Origin of the sequence: Embleya sp. NPDC127516 (assembly GCF_044765325.1) — a bacterium.
Classification (GTDB): domain Bacteria; phylum Actinomycetota; class Actinomycetes; order Streptomycetales; family Streptomycetaceae; genus Embleya.
Genome location: NZ_JBIWJT010000030.1, coordinates 83635 through 107477, shown reverse-complemented (window position 1 = coordinate 107477; position 23843 = coordinate 83635). Strand labels below are relative to the sequence as shown.

The 23843-nt window shown below is 72.4% G+C and carries 22 protein-coding genes and 1 pseudogene; 13 read left to right on the top strand and 10 right to left on the bottom strand.

The annotated features are described in order from the left end of the window. Positions 1–14: 14 nt before the first annotated feature. Complete coding sequence (locus ACIRL2_RS39950) at positions 15–443, bottom strand: SRPBCC family protein (protein ID WP_395869217.1); 429 nt, start codon at positions 441–443, stop codon at positions 15–17. A gap of 247 nt (positions 444–690) precedes the next feature. On the opposite strand from ACIRL2_RS39950, the gene ACIRL2_RS39945 reads away from it, so the two are divergent. The 5 genes from ACIRL2_RS39945 (at position 691) to lysA (ending at position 6482) form a co-directional block, all read left to right on the top strand. After that, the gene (locus ACIRL2_RS39945; RefSeq protein ID WP_395869215.1) at positions 691–1650 is read left to right on the top strand and encodes a hypothetical protein; all 960 of its coding nucleotides are present in this window, start codon (positions 691–693) and stop codon (positions 1648–1650) included. A gap of 204 nt (positions 1651–1854) precedes the next feature. After that, complete coding sequence (locus ACIRL2_RS39940) at positions 1855–3396, top strand: class I adenylate-forming enzyme family protein (protein WP_402239007.1); 1542 nt, start codon at positions 1855–1857, stop codon at positions 3394–3396. 10 nt (positions 3397–3406) lie between these two features. Next, positions 3407–4216 carry an aldose 1-epimerase gene (locus ACIRL2_RS39935; RefSeq protein WP_395869211.1) on the top strand — a complete coding sequence of 270 codons (810 nt, stop codon included), beginning with the start codon at positions 3407–3409 and terminating at the stop codon, positions 4214–4216. Between the two features lie 219 nt (positions 4217–4435). After that, complete coding sequence (locus ACIRL2_RS39930) at positions 4436–5119, top strand: SAV_915 family protein (RefSeq protein ID WP_402239005.1); 684 nt, start codon at positions 4436–4438, stop codon at positions 5117–5119. A 37-nt stretch (positions 5120–5156) separates the two neighbouring features. Further along, on the top strand, positions 5157–6482 hold the full coding sequence (gene lysA / locus ACIRL2_RS39925; protein ID WP_402239002.1) for a diaminopimelate decarboxylase: 1326 nt from the start codon (positions 5157–5159) through the stop codon (positions 6480–6482). Between the two features lie 136 nt (positions 6483–6618). On the opposite strand, the gene ACIRL2_RS39920 is transcribed toward lysA, so the two are convergent. Beyond that, on the bottom strand, positions 6619–7326 hold the full coding sequence (locus tag ACIRL2_RS39920) for a Type 1 glutamine amidotransferase-like domain-containing protein (protein WP_402239000.1): 708 nt from the start codon (positions 7324–7326) through the stop codon (positions 6619–6621). Between the two features lie 85 nt (positions 7327–7411). After that, positions 7412–8128 (bottom strand): DNA alkylation repair protein, encoded by a 717-nt coding sequence (locus tag ACIRL2_RS39915; RefSeq protein WP_402238998.1) that lies wholly within the window; start codon positions 8126–8128, stop codon positions 7412–7414. A gap of 200 nt (positions 8129–8328) precedes the next feature. Here ACIRL2_RS39915 and ACIRL2_RS39910 point away from each other — a divergent pair, with 200 nt between their 5' ends. After that, complete coding sequence (locus ACIRL2_RS39910) at positions 8329–9309, top strand: zinc-binding dehydrogenase (RefSeq protein WP_395869201.1); 981 nt, start codon at positions 8329–8331, stop codon at positions 9307–9309. 144 nt (positions 9310–9453) lie between these two features. On the opposite strand, the gene ACIRL2_RS39905 is transcribed toward ACIRL2_RS39910, so the two are convergent. After that, positions 9454–10545: an FAD-dependent monooxygenase gene (locus ACIRL2_RS39905; RefSeq protein WP_395869199.1), complete on the bottom strand. Its 1092-nt coding sequence runs from the start codon at positions 10543–10545 to the stop codon at positions 9454–9456. A gap of 154 nt (positions 10546–10699) precedes the next feature. On the opposite strand from ACIRL2_RS39905, the gene ACIRL2_RS39900 reads away from it, so the two are divergent. Then, a complete protein-coding gene (locus ACIRL2_RS39900) occupies positions 10700–11692 on the top strand; it encodes a DUF5996 family protein (RefSeq protein ID WP_395869197.1) in 993 nt (330 codons plus the stop codon). 27 nt (positions 11693–11719) lie between these two features. Here the strand turns inward: ACIRL2_RS39900 and ACIRL2_RS39895 are convergent, their stop codons facing one another. Then, positions 11720–13180 carry an amino acid permease gene (locus ACIRL2_RS39895; RefSeq protein WP_395869195.1) on the bottom strand — a complete coding sequence of 487 codons (1461 nt, stop codon included), beginning with the start codon at positions 13178–13180 and terminating at the stop codon, positions 11720–11722. Between the two features lie 177 nt (positions 13181–13357). Continuing rightward, on the bottom strand, positions 13358–14140 hold the full coding sequence (locus tag ACIRL2_RS39890; protein ID WP_395869193.1) for an enoyl-CoA hydratase/isomerase family protein: 783 nt from the start codon (positions 14138–14140) through the stop codon (positions 13358–13360). A 246-nt stretch (positions 14141–14386) separates the two neighbouring features. Here ACIRL2_RS39890 and ACIRL2_RS39885 point away from each other — a divergent pair, with 246 nt between their 5' ends. Next, on the top strand, positions 14387–14896 hold the full coding sequence (locus tag ACIRL2_RS39885) for an inorganic diphosphatase (protein WP_395869191.1): 510 nt from the start codon (positions 14387–14389) through the stop codon (positions 14894–14896). Between the two features lie 54 nt (positions 14897–14950). On the opposite strand, the gene ACIRL2_RS39880 is transcribed toward ACIRL2_RS39885, so the two are convergent. Further along, positions 14951–15943, bottom strand: a complete 993-nt coding sequence (locus ACIRL2_RS39880; protein WP_402238993.1) for a helix-turn-helix transcriptional regulator — start codon at positions 15941–15943, stop codon at positions 14951–14953. 146 nt (positions 15944–16089) lie between these two features. On the opposite strand from ACIRL2_RS39880, the gene ACIRL2_RS39875 reads away from it, so the two are divergent. Together ACIRL2_RS39875 and ACIRL2_RS39870 are read left to right on the top strand one after the other, a co-directional pair. After that, the gene (locus ACIRL2_RS39875) at positions 16090–16590 is read left to right on the top strand and encodes a VOC family protein (RefSeq protein WP_402238991.1); all 501 of its coding nucleotides are present in this window, start codon (positions 16090–16092) and stop codon (positions 16588–16590) included. Between the two features lie 74 nt (positions 16591–16664). Continuing rightward, entirely contained in the window at positions 16665–17324 is a 660-nt protein-coding gene (locus ACIRL2_RS39870) for an HAD family hydrolase (RefSeq protein WP_395869185.1), read from the top strand. A 299-nt stretch (positions 17325–17623) separates the two neighbouring features. Here ACIRL2_RS39870 and ACIRL2_RS39865 read toward each other — a convergent pair whose 3' ends face one another. Both ACIRL2_RS39865 and ACIRL2_RS39860 read right to left on the bottom strand, forming a co-directional pair. Beyond that, complete coding sequence (locus tag ACIRL2_RS39865; protein ID WP_395869183.1) at positions 17624–19216, bottom strand: amidohydrolase; 1593 nt, start codon at positions 19214–19216, stop codon at positions 17624–17626. Beyond that, a complete protein-coding gene (locus ACIRL2_RS39860; protein ID WP_395869181.1) occupies positions 19213–20715 on the bottom strand; it encodes an APC family permease in 1503 nt (500 codons plus the stop codon). Before ACIRL2_RS39860 ends, ACIRL2_RS39865 begins: the two co-directional genes overlap by 4 nt. 215 nt (positions 20716–20930) lie before the next feature. On the opposite strand from ACIRL2_RS39860, the gene ACIRL2_RS39855 reads away from it, so the two are divergent. The 3 genes and pseudogenes from ACIRL2_RS39855 (at position 20931) to ACIRL2_RS39845 (ending at position 23078) form a co-directional block, all read left to right on the top strand. Continuing rightward, positions 20931–21548: a TetR/AcrR family transcriptional regulator C-terminal domain-containing protein gene (locus tag ACIRL2_RS39855; RefSeq protein ID WP_395869179.1), complete on the top strand. Its 618-nt coding sequence runs from the start codon at positions 20931–20933 to the stop codon at positions 21546–21548. A 125-nt stretch (positions 21549–21673) separates the two neighbouring features. Beyond that, positions 21674–21886 (top strand): annotated as a pseudogene (locus ACIRL2_RS39850) (urease subunit gamma); the annotation flags it as partial. Positions 21887–22043: 157 nt separating this feature from the next. After that, complete coding sequence (locus tag ACIRL2_RS39845) at positions 22044–23078, top strand: agmatine/peptidylarginine deiminase (protein WP_395869177.1); 1035 nt, start codon at positions 22044–22046, stop codon at positions 23076–23078. 75 nt (positions 23079–23153) lie between these two features. Here the strand turns inward: ACIRL2_RS39845 and ACIRL2_RS39840 are convergent, their stop codons facing one another. Further along, positions 23154–23696, bottom strand: a complete 543-nt coding sequence (locus tag ACIRL2_RS39840; protein WP_395869176.1) for a hypothetical protein — start codon at positions 23694–23696, stop codon at positions 23154–23156. Positions 23697–23843 lie beyond the last annotated feature (147 nt).

Sequence of the window (23843 nt, the reverse complement as noted above, 5' to 3'; positions counted from 1 at the left end):
GCCCCGGAGCGGCGCTACGCGAAGCGCTCCCGCAGGGCGGCCAGGCCGACGCCGTAGGTGCCCTCGGCGAAGACCGCGTCGACGGTCTCCACCACGTCCGCCTCGCCCTCGTAGGCGGCCGACCAGACCACCTCGCTGCCGTCCGGGTGCGGGTGCACCGCGAGCGTGCCCACGTAGTTCGACACCGCGAGCGGGACCTGGATCAGTCGGTAGGTCATCCGGTGCGCGTCCGCGTCGTGGCTGATCAGTTCCTCGCGCGAGAGCACTTCGCCGTCGATCGCGAACGCCCGCACCGCGCCCGGGGTGTTGGCGTCGCCGCCGCCCTCGATCGTGCTCGGCGGTACCACCGGGTGCCAGTCGCCGAGGGCGCCGAAGTCGCCGATGACCGCCCAGACCTTGTCCGGTGTGGCGGCGATCACAGCGGAACGCGAGAACTCGTGCATGAAGGCACTCCTGTCGGTTCGAAATTACGCGCGTGGAGATGGGACGATGCGATTCGATTCGGTTTTCCCGCCGATTCGACCCGGGTCCGCGCGGGTCCGCAATACCACCGGGTGGTTGGTGTCGGCCGAATAAATCACCCGCCCGATGTGGCCTGTCTCCTGGACGCGGAAACCACTTGGCGCCTAGAACCGTTGCAGGGCCGAACGGGTCACGGGAGCGACGAGGCGAGAAAGGGACGGCGAGGACGTGTTGTACGGACTTGTGCTGACGGCTTTCGCGGCGGCCATTCTGGTGACCGCGCCTCGCGTCCTGCGCCGGGCCGAACGCAGCGGCTTCGGTCCGCGCCACGTACAACGCGCGTGGCGGGCCGCGGCCGGTGGTGTCCTGGCGTCGTTCGCGCTGGCCGTGCCGGTCTACACGCCCGACCTGTGGCTGGCCCCGATGCGCGCGGCCGGCTTCGCCCCCCGGATCGGCATGCCGCACGTGCCGCTGGTCGTGCAGATCGTCGTCGCCTTGCTGGCGCTGCTGATCGTCGGGTTCGGCTGGCGCCGGGGCGCGGGCGCGACCCGCGACTACCGGCGCGCGTTGCGCGTACAACTGGACCGGCTGGAGAACTGCGCCCCACTGCTGGACGAGGAGGCAGGCGGCCGGCCGCGCCTGGTGATCGTCGAGGACGACGCGCCGCGCCTGGTGCTGCTGCCGTCCCGGCCGCCGCGCGTCGAGGCCACCACCCGCGCCCTGGACCTGCTCCGCCCGGAGGAACTGAACGCGGTGCTGACCCACATGGCCGGGCACCTGCGCCGGCGGGACGCGCAGTGGATGGTCTGCGCGGACACGCTCGCCGACGCCTACCCGATGGTGCGCTTCTTCGGCGAGTGGGCCGACCACGCGGCGGAACTGTCGGAGAAGGCGGCGGACGCGGACGTACGCGGCTCGATCGCGCGGGTCAACCTGCGCCGGGCGATCGTCAAGCTGTCCGGGCCGGGGCAGGCGGGCGGGCCGTTCTGCCCGTGCTTCGCGTGGCCGCAGCAGCGCCAGGAGGAACTGGCCGTGCACCAGGCCCAGGCGACCGCGCACCCCGAGGTGGCCGTCGCGGGCGTCCGCGTGGGCGCACCGGTCGCCTCCGCGGGACTGCGGCTGCTGACCGCGGCGGCGCTGCTGGTGCCCTCGGTGATCGTGGTGTCACCGCACTTCCTGTATCTGTGAGCCTCGCGCTCGCGCGTGCCGCGTCGGACTTTTCCGACCGGTGAGTCCTGTGCCGTGCGCGATCGGCACGGGGGTGGGCGCGCCCACCCCGTCGGGCCCGGTGTTGATCACCCTGTCGGGTCGCGACCGTTCCTGATAGGTATGCGGGACGGGCGCGGCGATGCCGGCCGGGCACGGGCCGGGCGGGGCGAGGAGGGCACGACGGTGACACACACGAGCCTCTGGGCGGCCATCGAGGCGCGGGCGGCCCGAACGCCCGACGGCGAACTGCTGGTCGACGAGCACGGTCGGCGGTTGACCCACCGGGAATTCCGCGACGCGGCCGAGGCCTTCGCGGCGTTCCTGCACACCCAGGGACTGGGCCCGGGCGACACGGTCACCTGGCAGTTGCCCACCCGGCTCGAATCCGTGGTCCTGGTCGGCGCGCTGTCCCGGCTCGGCGTCGTGCAGAACCCGATGATGCCGATCCACCGCGAACGCGAACTCGCCTTCGTCACCCGACAGACCGGCGCCTCGATGCTGATCGTGCCGCCGGCGTGGCGCGGGTACGACTATCCGGAACTGGCCCGTCGGGTGCGCGACCGGGTGCCCGGTCTGGAACTGCTGATCCTGGACGGCCCGTTGCCCACCGGCGATCCGGCCCACCTGCCGCCCGCGCCGCCGGTGCCCGGCACGCCCGAGGACGCCCCGGTGCGCTGGTACTTCTACACCTCCGGGACCACCGCCGACCCCAAGGGCGCCCGGCACACCGACGCGAGCATCATGGCCGCGGGTGTCGGCATGGCGGACCGGATCGGCGCGCGAGAGGGGGACAGGGTCGCGCTGGTCTTCCCGTTCGCGCACATCGGCGGCTGTACGACCTGGCTGACCGCGGCCCTCACGCACGGCGTCACGATGATCCTGACCGAAGCCTTCCACCCGGAGGAGACGCCCGACCTGCTGCGCCGCGAGCGGGTCACGCTGGCCGGCGCGGGCACCGTCTTCCATCAGGCGTGGCTGGCCGCGCAGCGCCGCCGGCCCGCCGGCGACCCGCTCTTCCCGCGGCTGCGCAGTTGTCCCGGCGGCGGTGCGCCCAAGCCACCCGGGCTGCACGAGGCGATCAAGCGCGAACTGGGCGGCGCGGGCGTGCTGGCCGGTTGGGGGATGACCGAGGCGCCGATCCTGACCATGGCGGGCCCGGACGACCCGGACGACGCGTTGGCCCGGGCCGAGGGCCGGCCCACCCGCGGAGTCGAGGTCACCGTGGTCGGGCCGGACGGGCTGCCGGTGCCGGTCGGCGCGGAGGGCGAACTGCGGGTGCGCGGGCCGCAGGTGATGCGCGGGTACGTGGACGCGCGCCTGGACGCCGAGGCGTTCGACGAGGCCGGGCGGGTGCGTACCGGTGACCTGGGCCGAGTGGACGAGCACGGCAACGTGTACGTCACCGGGCGTCTCAAGGACGTCATCCTGCGCAAGGGCGAGACGATCAGCGCCAAGGAGGTCGAGGACCTGCTGGACGCGCATCCGGCCGTCGCCGAGGTCACCGTGATCGGTCTGCCGGATTCCGAACGCGGCGAAATGGTGTGCGCGGTGATCGTGCCGAGCGATCCGTCGATTCCACCTGATCTGCGTACTCTGCGGGATTTCCTGGGCACTCGGGAAGTGATGCGGCAGAAGTTCCCGGAGCGTATCGAGATCGTCTCGGCACTGCCGCGGAATCCGTCCGGAAAGGTGCTCAAGAAGCAGCTTCGGGAGCGCTACGCGTAATCTGCCGACCATGATCGACGGCGAAGTGTGGTTGCGTTCCGAAGGCGCCGAGGCGCTGATTCTGCCGGACGCCGGGTGCCGGCTCGGCTCGTTGCGGGTGCGCGGGCTCGAACTGCTGCGGACCGAGGGCGAGCGGCCCGCGGAGTGGGGCAGCTATCCGATGGTGCCGTGGGTCGGCCGGATGGGCGGGGCCCGGTTCGAATTCGACGGCGCGATACACGAGTTCCCGGCGGACGCGGCGCCGCACGCGCTGCACGGGCTCGGCTATCGCGGCGCGTGGAAGCAGATCGCGGGGGATGCCGCGTCGGCGGTCTTCGAGTTCGCGCTGACCGACCCGTGGCCGTTCGCGGGCCGGGTCGAGCAGACCTTCACGCTGACGCCCGACGGGCTGGTCACGGTGCTGCGGATCGAGTCCGAGACCGCGACGTTTCCGGCGCAGGCCGGGTGGCACCCGTGGTTTCGGCGGCGACTGGGCGTCGGCGGGCCGCTGGAGTTGTCCTTCACCCCCGAGTGGCAGGAGGAGCGCGGCGCCGACTACTTGCCCACCGGGCGCCGGATACCCCCGCTGCCGGGGCCTCGGGACGACTGCTACGGGACGCCCGGTGGGGTGGACGCGACGCTGGAGTGGCCCGGCGCGCTGCGGCTGCGGATGACCTCGGACTGCGACTACACGGTGGTGTACGACCTGCCGCAGGCCCACGTGTGCGTCGAGCCCCAGACGGGGCCGCCGAACGGCCTGGCGGGCCCTGCGGCCCGCCTGGTGCGGCCGGGGGACCCGCTGGTGGCGACGACGAGGTGGGCCTGGTCGGGGGCGGAGTAGGGCCGGGAGCGGGGACCTGCGGGCTCGGGGGAAACGGGGCTCTCGGTCGGGCGAGGTCGGGCTGATTCCGGGGATTGCGTTCGCGCGCGTCAGGAGGGCGTCAACAACGGCCCGCGGATGATCAAGGGCGCGGTAGGGGCGGGGTTGCCCGGTATGCGCGGTCGTAGCGTCGGAGTCGGGACCCGCGGTCGGCTGCGGGGCCGGACTTCGGAGGCTGTCGTGTCGGATGTGTTGATCACCGATGAGGAACCCGCTTCCGCGACCACCGCTCGGCGTGTGTTGATCGTGCCGGTGCGGTCGGTGGACGGGGCCAGGGTGGTCCGGCTGTGCCGGGATCCGCTGGGCGCCCGGGTGGTGGTCGCGTTCACGTCGGTGGCGCGGTTGCGGGCGGTGCTGGGCGCCGATCAGGAGTGGATCCGACTCGGGGCGGGCGCGGTGCGCTCGCTCGCCGACGAGGTCGGGGGCGAGCGCATGCTGGTCGATCCGGGACTCTCGGCGCCGCCGGTGCGGCACCAGGAGCCGGTGGGCGGGGCGGTTGCTCGGGACTCGGCGGCGGACGGCGCTGTCGGTGCGACCGGTGCGACCGGTATGAGCGGTGTGGTCGGTACGCCCGGGGTGGTCGGTGCGGCCGTCGTGCCCGTCGCGATCGACCGGGCCTCGGCCGCCGGGGCGGCACGCCCGCCGGCCGCCGGGCTCGCTCCCGCGCGGGCGGTCTCGCCCACTCGGCCGTCCCTCGGCCGGAGCGCCGGCGGACTCGCGCCGGGCGTCGGGTCCTCCCGGGTATCGGTCGGCCCCTCCCGGGTATCAGGGGCGTCCCGATCCGTCCGGGATCCGCAACCGCTCGGTGGGCTGCGCACCGCCGTCGTCGCGGTGCTCCTCGTGGTGCTGTCCCTGCTCGGCTGATCTGCCGTCACCAATGCTCGTGTACAAGGGAGTTGCCATGTCCGTCACGCTTGCGGAGCCGGTATCGGACGCGGCCGTGTGGCCGCGTTCGACGCGGGAGCACGCCGGGGACCTCACGATCGGTGGCCTGACCTCGGCCGAACTCGCGGAGCGGTTCGGGACACCGCTGTACGTACTGGACGAACAACACGTGCGGGACACCTGCCGGGCCTACCGCCGCGCGCTGCCCGGGGTCGAGATCGCCTACGCCGCAAAGGCGTTCCTGTGCCGCGGCCTGGTCGGCTGGCTGCGCGAGGAGGGCTTCGGGCTCGATGTGTGCTCGGCGGGCGAGTTGGCCCTCGCCACCCTGGCCGGGATGCCCGGCGAGCGGATCATCCTGCACGGCAACGCCAAGTCGGCGGACGAACTGCGTGCGGCGCTGCGCCTGGGCGTGGGCCGGATCGTGCTGGACAACCCGGCCGAGATCGCCGGGTTGGCCGCGCTGGTGGCACCTCGACAGCGGCAACGGGTGATGGTGCGCGTGGTGCCGGGGATCGAGGCCGGCGCGCACCACGCGATCCGGACCGGCGGCGAGGACCAGAAGTTCGGCCTGTCCATCGCGCGGGGCGACGCGGAGGACGCGGTGCTGCGCGCGATGGCCCAGCCGCACCTGGAACCGACCGGACTGCACTGCCATTTGGGCTCGCAGATCGGTTCGGTGCGGCCCTGGCTGGCCGCCGTCGCCACACTCGTCGAGTTCCTGGCCGGGCTGCGCGACCGGCACGGGATAGTGCTGCCCGAACTGAACCTGGGCGGCGGCCACGGCATCGCCTACCGCGGCGGTGAACATCCGTTGGACATCGAGGCGTTCGCGGACGACGTGCGCCGGCAACTGAACCGCCGATGCGCGCTGTACGACCTGCCGGTACCGCGACTGATCGTCGAGCCCGGCCGGGCGATCACCGGTCCGGCGGGCGTGGCCCTGTATCGGGTGCTTGTGGTCAAGCGCACCGCGCACCGGGTGTTCGTCGCGGTGGACGGCGGCATGGCGGACAACCCGAGACCGGCCCTGTACGGCGCGCGCACCACCGTGCGCCTGGTCGGCCGTCCCGGCGCGGCGGGCACCCGGCGGGTCACCGTCGTGGGCCGCTACTGCGAGTCGGGCGACGTGTTGGCGGCCGACGTCGAACTGCCCGAGGACGTACACCCCGGCGACCTGCTCGCGATGCCGGCCGCCGGCGCGTACCAGCAGTCGATGGCCTCGACCTACAACCTGGTCGGCCGCCCGCCGGTGGTCGCGGTCCGCGACGGCCGAAGCCGCGTGCTGCTCCGCCGCGAGGGGATCGAGGACCTCCTGGCCAGAGACACGGGCAGCGAGTCCTGACCCGCGCCCCCTGATCGGCGACCCCCGCGCGCGGCGGGGGCGCCCCGCGTACGAACGCACTCCCGCGAGGCGTTCACCGCCCCGCCGCACCCGCTACACCCGTCCGTCACACCCGCCACGCCCGCCGCCGTGCCGGTCATGCGCGGAGCCTGGTCATCGGCAGTGCCGACTCGTGGACACCGTCGGGACCGGGCTCGACCCGATACGCGTGCGCGTCCGGCCGCTCGGCGACGAAGGTGTGCACCCGGCCGTCCACGAGGTGGATCGCGGCGCCGTCGTCCAGTGCGTGGCCCGCCGCGAGCAGACCCGCCGCGATGGCCGCGTGGTACGCCGGGCGGCGCTCGGCCTCGCCGTCGTAGTGCGGACAGACGCTGCCCCGTGCCCAGCCCAGGCCGTCCGCGAGCGGGCGCAGCGTCGGTCCGTACGAGTCGGTGATGCCACCCTCGAACCAGCACAGCGCGCCCGCGCTGAGACCGCACACCACCAGGTCGCCCGCGGCGGCCCGGGCCGCGAGCGCGGTGTCGAGGCCGTGCAGACGCCACAGGGCGAGCAGGTTCGCGGTGGAGCCGCCGCCGACGTAGATCACGTCCTGGTCGGCGAGTTCGTCCGCGAGGTCGGCGCCGGTGCGCCGGAACAGGCTCAGGTGCCCGGCTCTACAGTCGAGCCGCTCGAACGCGTGCCGAAAGCGGTCGACGTAGCCGTCCGCGTCGCCGGAGGCGGTCGGTACGAAGCACACGTTCGGACGGGCCCGACCCGCCAGGTCGAGCACGTATCGGTCGAGCGCGGAGGCCCCGTCGTTCATCGAGAAACCGCCGCCGCCCATGGCCACCAGATGAGTCGTCATCGAGACATCCTGCCGTGCCGGACGGCGGCCGGGTCGGCGCCGGTCTGCGCCGACCCGCGGTGCCGCGCGTGCGCGGGCCGAACGCTCAGCCGGCGCGCAACCGGGCCGCGTCGGCGGCGGGCAGCCGGCGGATCGCCTCGCGCAGCGTCACCCCGGACATCCGGGCCCGATGTGCGGTGGTCCAGGCGATCACGTACGCCGGATCCCGCTTGGCGATCTCCCGGAGCAGCCAGCCGATCGCCTTGCGGATGAAGAACTCCCGCTCGTCCAGCATCGCGTCCGCGTAGCGATCGAACCGGACCAGGTCGGGAGCGCCCGCGCGGATGCCCGGGAGCAGGCTCAGCAGCGCCGCCCGGCGGACCCAGAAGTCCCCGTCGGCGGCCCACGCGTCGGCGGTGGCGAAGTCCGCGGGATCTCGCCCCATCAGTACGCCGGCCACCTTCTCCGCGAGGGTGTCCACGTACACCCAGCCCGCCGATTCGCGGATCAGTCGCTCGACGAGCGGCAGATCGGCGCGGGTGAGCACGCGCAGGTGCAGCCGCAGCAGCTCGATCGCGGCGAACCGGCTCTCGTGTACCGGCCGGAGCCACAACGCGGCGACCCAGGCGAGGAGTTCGCTCCGGCTCGGTTCCGGGCGGGCGCGGGCCGTCGCGGTGACCGTCTTGCGCAGCACCGGCACGGTGACGCCGAGGAAGTCGAGATCGCTCTTCAGATACGCCTTCTCCGCCCCGGCCCGCTCCGGTGTGCCCAGCGCGGCGAGCGTGGCGACGAGTGCGGCGGCGGCTTCCTCGGCATCGAACACGCACCCACCGTACGGCTCGACGCTCGATCGGGCGATGATCGTTCGGTGCATTCCCGGACGTGTCGCTTGACATGAAGTCGACTTGAGGTTCGAGACTGTTCGCACCCGATTCGGCGGAGCAACCACGCCGGATCGGCCGGCCCGTCGGGTCGTCGTCCCGTAGTCGTTGTCCGTCGCCCCAGCAAACCCCGGAGTGTCCTGTGCGTGCGATTCGCCTGAACGAGTTCGGTCCGGCCGAGAACCTGCGCTACGAGGAGGTCGCGACTCCGCAACCGGGGCCGGGTGAGGTGCGGATCGCGGTGGCCGCCGCGGGAGTCCACCTGGTCGACGTGATGCTGCGCTCGGGACGCACCCAAGGCCCTTTCCCGCAGCCGGAGTTGCCCGTCATCCTCGGCCGCGAGGTGGCCGGCACGGTGGACGTGGTGGGTGCCGGGGTGGATCCGGCCCTGGTCGGCCGGCGGGTGGTGGCCCATCTGGGCAACCGGAACGGCGGCTACGCGGAGTTCGCGATCATCGACGACCAGGCGCTGCTGCCGCTGCCGGACGGGGTACCGGCCGAGATCGCGGTGGCGATGGTGGGAACCGGGCGCACCGCGCTGGGCATCCTGGACGTTGCCGCGATCACCGCCGAGGACGTGGTGCTGGTCACCGCCGCGGCGGGCGGTCTGGGCACGCTGCTGGTCCAGGCCGCGCACGGGCTCGGCGCGCTCGTGGTGGGGGCGGCCGGCGGGGCCGCCAAGGTCGAGGCCGCGCGTGCGTCCGGCGCCGACATCGCGGTGGACTACACCGCCGCCGACTGGGCCGCGAGCGTACGCGAGGAACTCGCCGGGCGGCCGGTGACGGTGGTCCTCGAGAGCGTCGGCGGCGAGATCGGCGGGGACGCGCTCGACCTGCTCGCGAAGGGCGGCCGACTCGTGACGTTCGGCTGGTCCTCGGGCGATGCCATCGCCGATCTGGACACGCGCGCCGCGGCCGCCGGGGTGGCCGTGGAGAACCCGTTGGGTCCGCGAATGGCCAACCGTCCGGGTGGCTTCAAGGCCCTGGCCGAGTCCGCGCTCGCGGCCGCCGCCGCCGGTGAACTGCGGCCCGCAGTCACCACGTTCGCGCTGGCGGAGGCGGCCGCCGCGCACACCGCGCTGGCCGGTCGGCAGACGGTCGGCAAGGTCGTCCTGCTGTCGTGACCCGACGCGCGCCGGGCGGGGGTCGAGCGGCGATCGGCTCGACCCCGGCCGGCGCCCGGTCGACGACCGCCGGCCCGCTCGACGCCGGTCGACCTCCGGCGGGCGAAGGCCCGCCCGGACTCCTTTCGATGAGCGACGGCCCGCTCAACTCCCACCCGGCACCGGGACATCGGTACCGGTCGCCCGGCGGCACCGCTCCTCGTAGCCGGCGAGTGCGTCGACCGGATCGGTGTGCGCGGCCAGTTCGCGGGCCAGCACGCGCGCGTCCACGATCGCCCGGGAGGCCCCGTCGCCGCCGACGCCGTCGATCGGGAAGCCGGCGTGCGCGGCGTCGCCGAGCAGCGTGACCCGCCCGTCGGACCAACTCGGCAGCGGCACCCGGTCGATCATCGGGTACTCGTACGCGACGTCCGCGTCCGCGATCACCGCGGGCACGTCCAGCCAGGGGAAGTCCCAGTCCGTGAAGTGGGCCGGGATGGTGTCGAGTTCGGCCGCCCGACTCCAGTCGCCGGGCCCCGCCTGCGGGCCCGCCGAGGGGTGGCCGGCGATCCAGTTCAGCAGCGCGGGGCGATCACCCTCGGCCGCCCGCAGCGGATACGCGACGAACGTGCGCCCGCCGTCCTCCACGGTGACCATCGTGTGACCGGTGTGCAGGGTCGCCGCGGGCGTCACACCGCGCCACAGCACCCGGCCGCCGGGTGCCGGCGGCGCCTCGCTCGGGTACATCAGCGAACGGCCCGCCGAGTCGATCCCGTCCGCGGCGATCAGCACGTCGGCCACATCGGTGACGGTCTCGCCCGCACCGTCGGTGAACTCGACGGTGACCCCGTCCGCGGTCTGCGCGTAGCCGCTCAGCCGCAGGCCGGTGCGCAGCGACTCGGCGCCCAGCCAGGCGAGTTGGGCGCGCAGCAGGAGCATCTGCAACTCGCCGCGGTGGACCGACAGCCGCGGCCACGCGCGCCCGGCGGCCGACCCGAGCGGCTCGGAGCGGACCCGCTCGCCGAGCCGGTCGTGGTGGACCGACTCGTCGATCGGCACCGAGATCTCGGCGACGTCGTCGTACAGGCCGAGTTCGGCCAGTTCTCGCACCGCGTCGGGGAGTAGTTGGATCCCGACGCCGAGCGGGCGGATCTCCTCGACCGCCTCGTACACACTCACGTCGGCGATCCCCGCCGCGTGCAGACTCAGGGCGGTGGCCAGCCCACCGATGCCGGCTCCGGCGACGACAACGCGCACGAGTACCCCTGTACAGGTGGTTGGGATGTTGTCGCACGCAGGGTACGCTCCGGCCGTGCTCACCCGCTCGGGGGGTGGCGCACAATTGCCCCGGCCGGCCCGGACGGCGGAGCAAAACGGGACGGAGTGGGCCCGCAGGGGCGAGAATCGGCTCATGGGTACCCCTTCGAGCAATCCCGCGCAGGCCACCGGGCCGGCCGACCCGCCCCGGCTTCCCGAACTCCCGTACGACGCGTGGGTGCACACCCTCGACACGCTGCATCTGTTCGCGCAGATCGTCGGCAAGGTCAAGCTCGCCGCGAGCCACCCGCAGAACCACTGGTGGAACATCACCTTCACGGTGGACGCGCGCGGCTTCACCACCCGCCGGCTGACCGTGGCCGGCGTCGCCTTCGACATCGCGTTCGACTTCATCGACCACCGCGTGGTCTTTCGGACCGATCGCGGCGACGTGCGCGAGATCGCGCTCGTGGACGGGTTGAGCGTGACCGAGTTCGACGTCGCGGTGCATGGGGTGCTGGCCGAGTTGGGCATCGACGTGCCGCTGCTGGAGCGACCGTTCGGCGTCCCGCACCTGACCGTGCCGTTCCGCGAGGACACCGAGCACGCGACCTACCAGGCGGAGTACGCGTGGCGGTTCTGGCGGATCCTGACCTGGTCGGCGGACGTGTTCGAGGAGTTCATGGGCTGGTTCGACGGCAAGACCTCGCCCGTACAGCTCTTCTGGCACTCGTTCGACCTCGCGCTGACCCGGTTCTCCGGCAAGCGGGTCGAGCCGCCGATGCGCGGCGTGGACCCGGTCACCGCGGAGGCGTACTCGCACGAGGTGATCTCGTTCGGTTTCTGGGCCGGCGACCCGAACGTGCCGCACCCGGCCTACTACTCGTACGCCGCGCCCAAGCCGGACGGCGTCGAGAAGCAACCGCTCTCGCCGCGCGAGGCGCTCTGGCTGCCGGACGGCTCACGATCGACCCTCGACTACGACGTGGTCCGGGTGGCCGAGGACCCGCGGCGCACGCTGTTGGGCTACCTCCAGTCCAACTTCGCCGCGAGCGCGAGCCTGGCGGGATGGCCGACCGACGAGATGCGATCCAACTGGTGCCCGACGAGCGAACAACTCCGGGCGCTGGCCCGCGCCGGGCTCTAGGGTGGGGCTTCGCCCGCCCGGGTCGGGTCAGAACCGCGTGTTCGCGCGCCTGCGCAGGTCGCGGCGGCGGGCCTCGCGGACCAGGGCGAAGGCCAGGACGACGGCCACCACGACGACCGAGGAGAGCAACTGCGGGCGGGCGGTGTGGTCGAAGAGCATCAGGATCGACACCGCCGCGAGGGCCAGCATCACGAACCAGGTCAGGTACGGGAAACCCCACATCCGGACCAGCAGCCGATCCGGGTCCTCGCGCTCGATCCGGCGGCGCAGCACCAGTTGCGACGCGGCGATGGCGAACCAGACGAAGAGCAACATCGCGCCGACCGAGTTCAGCAGGTGCTTGAACACCTGCTCGGGCCACCACACGTTGAGCAGCGCCGCCACGAACCCGAACGCCGAGGAGGCCAGCACGGCCGTCCTGGGCACCCCGTTGCCCGCCACCCGGGACAACCGCCGGGGCCCCTCGCCGCGCCGGGACAGCGAGAACGCCATCCGGGAGGCGCCGTACAACATCGAGTTGAGCGCGGACAGCAGCGCGGTGAAGACCACCACGTCCATCACATGCGCGGCACCGGGGACACCGATGTCCTCCAGGACGGAGACGTACGGGCTGCCGAGCCGGTCGGAATCCCACGGCAGCAGCGTCGCGATGATCGCCACCGAGCCGATGTAGAAGAGCAGGATCCGCCACACCGCGGTGCGCACCGCGCGGGCCACGTTGCGTGCCGGGTCGTCCGACTCGGCGGCGGCGATCGTGACGATCTCCAGACCGCCGAACGAGAACGCGACCGCGAGCAGGCCGGTGATCACCCCGTCCCAGCCGTTGGGCAGGAAGCCGCCGTTGCCGGTGAGGTTGGCCAGGCCCGGCGCGTCGGTGTCCGGCAGCCACCCCAGGATCGCCAGCACGCCGAGCACCAGGAAGCCGACGATGGCCAGGATCTTGACCGTCGCGAACCAGAACTCGGACTCGCCGAACGAGCGCACCGTGAGCAGGTTCGCGCCGGTGAACACGAGCATGATCACCAGCGAGAACACCCAGATCGGAACGCCCGGCAGCCAGCCGTGCGCGATGGCGGCGGCGCCGGAGGCCTCGACGGCCAGCACGATGGTGACCATCCACCAGTACAGCCACCCGACGGTGAAGCCGGCCCACCGCCCGAAGGCGGCTCCCGCGTACTCGGAGAACGACCCGCTGCGCGGCACCGCCGCCGCCATCTCGCCGAGCATCCGCATCACCAGCAACACCAGCACCGAGGCGAGCGCGTAGGAGATCAGGATGCCCGGGCCGGCGGTGTGGATGCCCGCACCGGTGCTGACGAACAGCCCCGCCCCGATCGCGCCGCCGAGCGCGAGCATGGTCATGTGCCGGGGCTTGAGGGTGTGACCGAGGTGGTGGGTGCCCTCGCCGCCGGGGTCGGTGCCGGAGCCGGTCTCGGACCCGCCGGGGGCGGTGTCGGCGGCGCTGCCTGGGGTGTGTGGGCTGCTCATGGGTGGCGCTGATCCTGGGGACTGGAGGTCGTGCGGAGCAGACAGTATTCCGCAGTTCCGGAGGCGTCCGGCAAACCGGGACAACCCAGGGATGTTCGAGCCCGGGTGGACGGCGGGTGACCCGGCTTCACCCGGGCTCTCCCGGCCCGGGCCCGAGCCGGGCACCGCGTCGCGTGCTCAGCCCTCGCGCGCGTCGATCGCCGCGAAGTCGGGTTCGCGCCGCTCGGCGAAGGCGGTCAGCGCCTCGATGTTGGCGGGCTTGCCGAGCAGCCGCCCGAACGCCGCGTCCTCGCGTCGGCGGGCATCGACGATCCGGTCGCCGAGCCCCGCGAGCACCACCCGCTTGCACTCGATCAACGAGGAAATCGACTTGGCGGCCAGGATCCGCGCGTGCCGCATTGTCACGTCGAGCAGCTCGTCGGCCGGGCAGACCTTGAACACCAGGCCCATCTCCAGACACTCCGCGGCGCTCAGCCACTCGCTGCTCAGCAGTGCCCACATCGCGTTCTGCCGACCGAGCAGCTCCGGGAAGGTCACACTGCTCGCCGCCTCGGGAGCCACCGCGAGCGAGGTGAACGGGCACTTCAACCGCGCGGTGTCGGCCATGAACGCGAGGTCGGCGAAGCCCAGGACGGTCGCCCCGATGCCCAGCCCGAGGCCGTTGACGGCGATCAGCAACGGCTTGGGGAACGCCTGGAGCCGATCGACCATGCCGCCGAATCCGTGCTTGCCCCTGACCTTGGTGCCGCTGTTGTGCTGCGCCATCTCGATCAGGTCGGTGCCCGCCGAGAAGGCCCGCCCGGCACCGGTCAGCACCACCACGGCGACGGTGGGATCGGCCGCCGCGTCGATCAGCGCCTCGGCGGTCGCGTCGTACAGCGCCTCGTTGAACGCGTTGAGCGCTTCGGGGCGGTCGAGGGTGATGGTCCTGACGCGGTCGGCGTCCTCGATCCGGATCACGGCTGCTCCTGATGGGGTGTGCGGAGGCGGGGCGGGAATGCGGTGGGTCGATGGACAGGAAACCTTACTTAGTTGACCGAGTCAAGGGTCGGGGCGATCGGGTGGTCGAGGGATGCCGATGGCCCGGTTGTCCCGTGCTTCACGTGCGTAACGGCCCGGTGACGTGGGAAAGTCCTCGACGGTACGTCAGGAATACGGAATGCCGCGCATATCGGGTCTTGATCCATAGGCCGTTAAGGAGCCGTCGTGGAGTTCGACGTCGTCGTGGAGATTCCCGCGGGCAGTCGGAACAAGTACGAGATGGACCGCCGCACGGGACGCATCAGGCTCGACCGCATGTTGTTCACGTCCACCGCCTATCCCGCCGACTACGGATTCGTGCATCGCACGCTGGGCGGCGACGGCGGCCCGCTCGATGTGCTCGTGTTGCTGGACGAGCCGACCTTTCCCGGTTGCCTGATCCGCTGTCGCGCGATCGGCATGTTCGTGATGACCGACGAGAAGGGCCCGGACGAGAAGGTGCTGTGCGTGCCCGCTCGGGACCCGCGCAGACACCCGATACAGGACATCGGCGACGTTCCACCGTTCCAGCTCAACGAGATCGCCCACTTCTTCGAGGTCTACAAGGACCTGGAACGCGGCAAATCGGTGGAGGGCTCGCACTGGGAGGGGCGGGACGCGGCCGAGAAGGAGATCGTGGCGGCCTACCAGCGCCGCGAACTGGACAGCGGGGATTGGCCGTTCGAGGGTCGGTGAGCATTCGGGCGGATGGTTTCGGGTGGGTTCACCCGGGAGGGTCGTCGGGTGGGTTCACTCGGGAGGGTCGCCCGCCGCGCGGGTGACCCTCCCGCCCAACGCGCGCAGGTGCTCGCGCAACTCGGGCGGGTCGTGCACCTCGAACTCACAGCCGAGCATGGAGAGTCGGAACGCGAGCCAGTCGAGCGTGTCGACGTAGCCGGTCAATCGGCACCTGTCGGCGTCGAGCGGACGCAGGCGTGGGGTGCCGTCCTCGGTGGTGCCGGTCAGGGTGTCGCCGAGTCGCACGGTGACCTGATCGACCGGCGCGTACAGCGTGACGTCGGCTCGGTGGACCGGCTCCGAGGTGTGCAGGGTGCGTGCCACGTAGGCGGCGGCGTCCGGATCGGGCAGGGCGCGCTCCGGACACCGGGCACCGGTGGGACGCGGCTCACGCACCCGGTCCACCCGGAACGTGCGCCAGTCGGCGCGGTCGGCGTCGTAACCGACGAGGTACCAGCGGCGCCCGGCCGGCACCAGCGCGTTCGGCTCGATCAGCCGCGCGCTTTCCCGGCCGTCGGCCGCGCGGTAGCGAAAGCGCACCTTCTCGCGCCGCGCGATGGCGCCCGCGAGCACGGCGAGCGTCTCGGGGTCCACCGTCGGCCCCGGCATCGCCAGCGGCACGGTGGCGCCGGACACCGCCCGCACCCGCCCGCGCAGCCGGGACGGCAACACCTGTTCGAGCTTGGCCAGCGCCCGAACGCACGCCTCCTCGATCCCGGCCACCGCGCTCCCGGCCGCCGTGCGCAGGCCGACCGCGATCGCCACCGCCTCCTCGTCGTCGAGCAGCAGCGGCGGCATCGCGGTGCCCGCGACCAGCCGATAGCCGCCGTCCGTGCCCCGGGTGGCCTCGACGGGATAGCCCAGCTCGCGCAGGCGCTCGATATCGCGCCGGATGGTGCGCGGACTCACCCCGAGGCGGGTGGACAGTTCGCTCCCGGGCCACTCGCGCGGCGTCTGGAGCAGGGACAGCAGCCCGAGCAGGCGGGCCGGGGTGGCGGCGGTCATGGTTCGAGAATGCCGGCCCTTCAGGACAGGATCCGACCTATATGCCGAATAGCGTCGAAGACAGCAGGACGGCGCGCACCACACGGCGCCGCCCGGCTCCCCGCCCCGGGGTCCCCCGCACCCGCTCGTCTTTCGGAGGCATCGCGATGACCGTCAAGACCGTTCCCGACGGCTACACCACCGTCACCCCGTGGATCCTGTCGCACGACACGGCCGCGTTGATCGACTACCTGAGTGTCGCGTTCGGTGCCGAGGAAGTGCCCGGCTCCCGGTTCGTCGTCGCGGACGGCCGGATCGGCCACGTTGAGATCAAGATCGGCGACGCGATCGTGATGATGTTCGACATCGATCCCGCGACTCCCGCGCCGCCCTCGTTCCTGCGGCTCTACGTCGAGGACGCCGACGAGGTGCACCGCCGCGCGGTGGCGGCCGGCGGCACGTCGGTCACGGACGTGACGCACCTGTTCTTCGGCGACCGGGTCGGGCGGGTCCGCGACCCGTTCGGCAACCTGTGGTGGATTCAGGCCCGGATCGAGGACGTCACCCCCGAGGAGATCGAACGGCGGCTCGTGGACCCGGAGTTCGTCGCCGCGATGGCCTACGTCCAGGGCGCGGAATTCTTCCCCGAGGCGAAGCCGAGCGCGTAGTCACCGCGTAGTCGCCGAGTGATCCCGTCCGCGGCCGCCGCCCGCCCGCATCGGTCTTTCATAGGCTGCCCGGTATGACACAGACCGGGTTCGATCTGGTGATCTTCGATTGTGACGGCGTGCTCGTGGACAGCGAACGCATCGCGGTTCGGGTGGACGCCCGGGTGCTGGGCGCGCTGGGCTGCGCGTTCACCGAGGAGGAGATCGTCGAGCACTTCGTGGGGTGCTCGCGCGAGCGGCACACGGAACTGGTCGAGGAGCGCCTCGGCCGGCGCCTCGACCCGAACTGGCACCAGGAGTTCCGGCACCTGTACCGGGCCGCCTTCGACGCCGAACTGACCGCCGTGGACGGCATCTTCACGGCACTGGAGCAGATACCGGAACCACGTTGCGTGGCCTCGAACGGCCCGCGCGGCGGCGTCGAGCGGAACCTGAAGCTGGTCGGGCTGCACGGCCACTTCGAGGGGCGGGTGTTCAGCGCGGACGACGTCGCCGAGGGCAAGCCCGCGCCCGACCTGTTCCTGCACGCGGCCCGGGAGATGGGTGCGGATCCGGCCCGGTGCGTGGTGATCGAGGACAGCGCCTACGGCGTACGGGCGGCCCGCGCGGCCGGGATGCGGGCATTCGGCTATGTCGGCGGGTTGACCCGGGCGGATCGACTGGCGGACTCGGGCGCGGTGCTCTTCGACGACATGCGCGCGCTCCCGGACATGTTGCGGGCGGTCGGGGACTGAGCACGGCGCACGCGGCGCCGAGCCGCCGCGACCCGGCCCGATGTCGGGCAGCCGGTCGCGGCGGCGATCGCCGTGGGCAATACGGCCGGCCCCTGTCCGCCGGAGGGGCCCAGGTCCTGTCCGGCGGATCCTGGTGGGTCCGCCGGACCCTGGCACCGGGCCTCGCCGCGCCGGAGAAGCAGCCGAATGGAACCCCTATGCGGCTGCTTCTCCGGCACGCCGATGCACGGCATCCGCCCTTCGGGCTCCTCGCTGCGCTCACGACGCGGCCCGATCCACCAAGATCCGCCGGGCAGGGCCTAGAGCCGATGCACGACCCGTCCCGCGACCACCGTCGCGGTCACCGGCAACTCCGGCAGATCGTCCGGGGCACAGGTGAGCGGGTCGCCGCCGAACATGGTCAGCTCGGCGTGGCAGCCCACCGCGATCCGACCGGCCACCGCTTCCTCGCCCGCCGCGTAGGCCGCCTCGGTCGTGTAGCCGGCCAGGGCCTGCCGGGCCGAGATGCCGACCGAGGCTCCGTACGCCGCGCGGTCGGGCTCGCCCGTCGGACGGCGCAATTGCGCGCCGCCCAGCGTGCGCCTGGGGTCGAACGCGGCGACCGGCCAGTCCGAGCCGAGCGCGACATGGCCACCGGCGGCCAGGATGTCGGCGTAGCGCCAAGCCCGTTCGGCCCGTTCCGGGCCCACCCGGCGCGACCAGTTGTCCGATCCGTCCGGCAGTGACCAGTCCATGTGCGTCGGCTGCATCGAGGCGACCACGTCGAGCGCGGCGAAGCGCGGCACGTCGGCGTCGCTCAGCACCTCGGCGTGCTCGATCCGGTGTCGGGTGCCGAACGGCGCGCCGTGCTCGGCGTACACGTCCAGCGCCCGGGACACCGCGCGGTCGCCGATCGCGTGCGTCCAGGCGGGCAGCCCGGCGCGGGCGGCGATCTCGACCGCGTCGGCGTACCGGTCGAAGTCCTTCCACTGCGATCTGTGCGACTGGCCGCAGCAGTCCGGCTCGTGCAGCCACGCGCCGCCGCCGTCGATCGCGCCGTCGGCGAAGAACTTGACCGCGGCGAGGCGCACCAGGCCGTCCAGGGAGCGCAGTTCGCCGATCCGGTCGGTGAGGTTGTCCACATCGCCGGGTGGGCACCACGGCGCCAATCGCACGCGCATGGTCAGCCGTTGTTCGTCGTTCAGCCCGGCCAGGGTGTCGGCGGTGCGTGGCCCGTCGTCCAGGACATGCACGCCGGTGACCCCGTGTCGGTTCTGCTCGGCGAACAACTTCTGTACCCGCGTCAGGAGTTCGGTGCGCGGCATGGGCGGTACCGCCTGGTAGCCCAGGAAGCACGCGGTCATCTCGTGCAACTCGCCGGTGGGGCCGCGCTCGTCGCAGACGATCTCGCTGCGGTCGGCGAACTCGCGGGGGCCGGTCAGTCCGGCGATCCGCAGCGCGGCCGTGCTCAGCAGCGCGGTGTGGCTGTCCGACATCCACACGAACGCCGGTCGACCGCCCACGGCGTCGTCGATCAGGTCGCGGTGGATGGCGCGGCCGGCGAACGCCGCGTACTCGCCGCCGAAACCGATCACCCAGTCGTCCGGTCCGCACAGCGCGGCCTGTTCGGTGAGTCGGCGCCGGGTCTCCTCCAGGGTGAGCGCGCCGACCAGGTTCGCGCCGCGGGTGGTGTCCGCACCCAGCACCGGGTGTTGATGACAGTCCGTCAGCCCGGGGGTGACGGTGTTCCCGGGCGCGTGGATCACGTCGGTGCGCGGTCCGATCAGCGCGCGCGCGTCGGCGCCCAGGGCGACGATCCGCCCGTCCCGCGCGGCGAGCGCGTCGGTGGTGGGTGCGGTGGGATCCATGGTCAGCACGCGTGCGTCCAGGATCACCAGGTCCGCGGCGGTCATACGGTGCTCCTCTGCGGAATCGGGGTCGGTTCGTCGGCGCCGCGGTCGGCGAAGCTCTCGCTCACCCGCACCTTGTCCTGCGGGCGGGCGACCAGCAGGTACACCACTCCGGTGCCGACCACGACGACGATGCCGAGCACGGCGGCCCAGACCTGGTAGGCCGGTGCGCCGGGCGGGGCGAGGATCTCGCGCGGCCACGCGATGTTGACGAACTCGAAGGCCAGCCAGGCGACCGCGAGCACGTTCAGCGGGGTGCCCCAGCGGCCGAACCGGACCAGGCCGCCGGGCGTCCAGGACCCGCGCAGCCGGGCGATCAGCGCGGCCAACGCGATCAACAGGAACTGGAGGTACATCGCTGCGCTGCCGAAGGTGATCAGGCTGCCGATCGCGGCGCTGTTCAGCGCCAGCAGCAGCGCCAGGCAACTGATCGCGGCGGTGATCACCAGCGCGCCGATGGGCGCCTGCCGCTTGCTCACCACGCGCAGCGCCCGGGATCCGGGCAACACACCGTCCCGGGAGACCGAGTAGACCGAGCGTGCGGCGGCGGCCTGGGAAGCGAGCGCGCACGCGATGAACGCGATGATCACCACGACCACGAACGGCTTGGCCGACCAGGAGCCGAACGAGTTCACCACGGCGGTGGTGACCGGGTCCAGGTCCTCTCCCGCGACCACCTTCGCGGGGTCGGGGTGGGCCAGTTCGGCGGCGACGGCGTTCAGCACGACCAGGCCGCCGACGCTGATCAGGGTCCACCAGATCGCCTTCGGCACGTGCCGGGCGGCGTCCTTGGTCTCCTCGGAGGAGGACACGCACGCGTCGAAGCCGAAGAACGCCCAGCCGCCGACCGCGAGCGCGGCGAGCATCGCGGAGAAGGTCGAGCCGCCCGAGAGCGCCTCGGCGCCCATCGTGTCGGTGAGGATGCCGAAGCCGTTCTCCCGGAAGAGCAGCAGCAGGGCCAGACCCACCCCGAGCGAGGCGAGCGCCTCCGCCGCGATGCCGGCCGCGAGCACCCAGCGCAGCACATCGATGCCGAAGGCGTTGATCGCGGTACAACACAGCAGGAAGATCGCGGCCACCACGACGATTCGGCCCGGCGTGGGATGGGCGTCGAAGAGCGCGAAGAACCACGGCGCGCCCAGATAGACGATCGTGGTGTTGGCGAACACGACCGCGCACATGCCCACCCAGCCCGCGAGCCACGCGTACGTGGGACCGACCAGGCGACGGGCCCACTGGTAGGCGCCGCCCGCGATCGGATACTGCGAGGCCAGCTCGGAGTACACACACATCAGCAGCGCCTGGCCGAGCAGGCAGATCGGCAGCACCCACACCCATGCGGGGCCCGCGATGGTGGTGCCCACCTGCGCGACGGCGTACAGGCCCACGACGGGGGAGACGGTGGCGAAGCCGATGGCGAGGTTGCCCAGCACGCCGAGACTGCGCTTGAGCTCCTGTTCGTAGCCCAATGCGCCGAGTTGTTCGGCGTCGTGGTCGACCACCGGGGTCGATGTGGGCGACACCGACGCGGCGGGCGTCGGTGGGCGAGAAGTGCCGTGGTTCATCGGGACCTCGCAACGGGGACGTTAAAACTTACTTAGTTAGTTTGAGGACCCTAACCTTCGACCGGGTGTAGGGGAAGAGGTGACTTCGAGCTAGGTTGGCAACGCAGAGTGACCGACGGCGGTGCTCGCGAACGGCACGAGGTGAACGCACGATGGGTCGACCCAGCCGCCCCAAACTCGATCGCGAACTGATCGCCAGGGCCGCGGTCGACTTGGTGGACGAGAAGGGAATGGGCGCGCTGACCATGCGGGCCCTGGCCACCCGGCTGGACGTCCAGGGGCCCTCGCTGTACAACCACGTGGCGTCCAAGGAGGAGCTCCTCGACGCGATCACCGTGGTGATAACCCGGGAGATCGACCGCGCACCGCTGGAGGATCCCGACTGGAGGGTCGGCATCACCGCGTTCGCCCGAGGCTACCGGGCGGCCTACCTGCGCCATCCCGAGGCGCTGCCGGTGATCGCCCGCCGGCCGGTGTCCACCGAGCAGGCGCTGGCCGCGTACGACGCCACCGCCCGCACCCTGGTCCGGATCGGTCTGGGCCCGGCCGAGGCGGCCGAGGTGTCCGCGGCGCTGGACTACCTCGTGGTCGGGTCGGTGATCGAGACCTACGTCGAGGGCTTCGTCCGGCCGGTCGAGGACTACCGGGCCGAGTATCCCTCGCTCGCCGATTCGCTGGCCGCGAGCGATCCGAAGACGCTCGACGAGCGCGGATTCGAGACCGGGCTGCGGCTGCTCCTGGACGGTCTGGCGGCGCGCCTGGCCCGCTGAGCGAGCCGCGCCGAGGGCTGCGGGCCCGGCGTGGGAACGGGTCGGCCGACACCCGCCGGGGCGTTGACAGTCGGTATTGAATGGCGTTCAATGCGATTTGAACGCCATTCAATACGGAGGAACGCATGCGGAGGACGCCCACCGAGCGGGACCGGTTGCCGATCTTCACGGCCGCCGGGCCGGCTCGGGCGCGGCGGGCCCGGGAGCTGCGGCCTAACGTGCCCGAGGCCGCCGCGCCGATCGCGGAGACCGTGTGCGAGGCGGCCCGGGATGGTGCCCGGTCGGCCGCCGCGATCGAGGCCGGGCACTCGGTCCTCGGCGTGACCGGCGTGTTGCCGGACCGGGCGGCGACCCGATGCCGACCCGGCGCCGCCGAGCGGCCGTGCGCGGCACGCGCGGTATCGGCCCGGCGACGATGATCCGTTGTTCCCGCGGCCCCGCCGCGGATCCGTTCGTGGATCCATGGTGGGACCCGATTTCCCGAAGGATTTCCCGATGACCAACACCCCGGCCGCAGACGGCTTCTCGATGCCCGCCGAATGGGTGCCGCACGAGCGCACCTGGATGGCCTGGCCCAGCCGTAACGAGACCTTCGGCGAGGAGGACCTGCACACGGCGCGGACCGCGTGGGGCCGGGTGGCCGAGACGATCTCCCGCTACGAGCCGGTGACGCTGATCACCGATCTGGGCGAGTCGGACACCGTCGCGCGGTACGTGCATCGGCCGTTGACCGTGCTGGAGCGGCCGCTGGACGACGCGTGGATGCGCGACATCGGCCCCACCTTCCTGACCGGGCCGCAGGGCGAACTTGCTGCCGCCGACTGGGTGTTCAACGGTTGGGGGGCGCAGGAGTGGGCCTCGTGGGAGCATGACCGGGACATCGCCGAGCACGTGATCGAGGCGTCCGGCGCCCGGCGCTACGCGTCGCGGATGGTCAACGAGGGGGGCGGCATCCATGTCGACGGCGAGGGCACGGTGTTGATCACCGAGACCGTGCAACTCGACGAGGGCCGCAACCCCGGGTGGACCAAGGAGCAGGTCGAGGACGAACTGAAGGCGTTCCTCGGCGTGCGCAAGGTGATCTGGCTGCCGCGCGGTCTGACCCGCGACTACGGGCTGTACGGCACCCGGGGGCACATCGACATCGTCGCGTCGTTCGCCCGCCCGGGCCTGGTCCTCGCGCATGTGCAGCCCGACCCGGCGCACCCGGACCACGAGGTCGGCAAGGAGAACGTGGCGCTGCTGCGCGCCTCCACCGACGCGCACGGCCGTCCGCTCGAAGTGGTCGAGATCCCGGCGCCGACCGTGCTCGAAGCGCACGACGACTGGGTCGACTTCAGCTACATCAACCACTACGTCGCCAACGGCGCGGTGGTCCTGTGCGCCTTCGACGACCCGCGCGACGAGGAGAACGCCGCGACCTTCGGCAAGCTCTTCCCCGGCCGCACCATCGAACCGGTCGACGCCCGCGACATCTTCGCCAATGGCGGCGGCATCCACTGCATCACGCAGCAGCAGCCGAAGGTGTGAGCGAAGGCGGCGGGGCGACGACGTCGCCCCGCCGCCTTCGCCCCCGGGTGGTGGTGTCGTAAAGCCTGTGCGTGGTCAGCGGTGCTCGGTCGACGCGGTGCCGTGGGATCCGGGGCCGGGCGGCTCGGCGCCGGTGAGCGGCTCGGCCGACCCCGCCGGCCCGGCGGCGTTCGACGCGGGAGCCGGTGCCGTGCCCCGCTCGCCCGCGCCGAACGCGGCGAGGGCGAGCAGCAGGACGGCGAGGGCGGCGGCGGTCGCGGTCGGCACGTACCAACCGGCGTCGGACGTCGGTTCGACGAGCGCGGCCAGTACCGCGATCGTGCCCGCGAACACCAGGGAGCCGGCGAACGCGGGTATCCCGCGGCGTCCGGCCGTGGCCGCGACCGCGCCGGCTATCAGGACGAGCAGCAGCACCAGACCGGCCAGGCCGACCAGCGATGGGCCGAAGTCGTCACCCGTGCAGCCGCGTCGCCCGAAGTCGTCGCACGAACCCTGCGCGGCGGCGCGGATCGCGTACGTCCCGATCAGCCACCCGGCCGATCCGGCGCCGGCGAACGGGAGGAGCCAACCGCGAACGGTGGTCGAGACGGGATGGGACGCCGATGCGTCGGTGCTCATGCTCGGAGGCTAGGCGCCGCTCCGGTCGTCTTGATGAACGGCCGGAAAGCGCCGCGTGAAGCCTGCGTGGCCCACCGCCCGGTCGCGGCCCTCGGCCCCGCGCCAAGCCCGCCGTCCGCGGGCCCCGCTGCACGGCGCCCGCGCCCG

What these genes read in the sequence shown, in the direction of transcription:
- ACIRL2_RS39950 (WP_395869217.1), bottom strand. Translation starts at nt 443, where the DNA reads ATGCACGAGTTCTCGCGTTCCGCTGTGATCGCCGCCACACCGGACAAG.
- ACIRL2_RS39935 (WP_395869211.1), top strand. Translation starts at nt 3,407, where the DNA reads ATGATCGACGGCGAAGTGTGGTTGCGTTCCGAAGGCGCCGAGGCGCTG.
- lysA (WP_402239002.1), top strand. Translation starts at nt 5,157, where the DNA reads ATGTCCGTCACGCTTGCGGAGCCGGTATCGGACGCGGCCGTGTGGCCG.
- ACIRL2_RS39920 (WP_402239000.1), bottom strand. Translation starts at nt 7,326, where the DNA reads ATGACGACTCATCTGGTGGCCATGGGCGGCGGCGGTTTCTCGATGAAC.
- ACIRL2_RS39900 (WP_395869197.1), top strand. Translation starts at nt 10,700, where the DNA reads ATGGGTACCCCTTCGAGCAATCCCGCGCAGGCCACCGGGCCGGCCGAC.
- ACIRL2_RS39895 (WP_395869195.1), bottom strand. Translation starts at nt 13,180, where the DNA reads ATGAGCAGCCCACACACCCCAGGCAGCGCCGCCGACACCGCCCCCGGC.
- ACIRL2_RS39880 (WP_402238993.1), bottom strand. Translation starts at nt 15,943, where the DNA reads ATGACCGCCGCCACCCCGGCCCGCCTGCTCGGGCTGCTGTCCCTGCTC.
- ACIRL2_RS39875 (WP_402238991.1), top strand. Translation starts at nt 16,090, where the DNA reads ATGACCGTCAAGACCGTTCCCGACGGCTACACCACCGTCACCCCGTGG.
- ACIRL2_RS39870 (WP_395869185.1), top strand. Translation starts at nt 16,665, where the DNA reads ATGACACAGACCGGGTTCGATCTGGTGATCTTCGATTGTGACGGCGTG.
- ACIRL2_RS39865 (WP_395869183.1), bottom strand. Translation starts at nt 19,216, where the DNA reads ATGACCGCCGCGGACCTGGTGATCCTGGACGCACGCGTGCTGACCATG.
- ACIRL2_RS39855 (WP_395869179.1), top strand. Translation starts at nt 20,931, where the DNA reads ATGGGTCGACCCAGCCGCCCCAAACTCGATCGCGAACTGATCGCCAGG.
- ACIRL2_RS39845 (WP_395869177.1), top strand. Translation starts at nt 22,044, where the DNA reads ATGACCAACACCCCGGCCGCAGACGGCTTCTCGATGCCCGCCGAATGG.
- ACIRL2_RS39840 (WP_395869176.1), bottom strand. Translation starts at nt 23,696, where the DNA reads ATGAGCACCGACGCATCGGCGTCCCATCCCGTCTCGACCACCGTTCGC.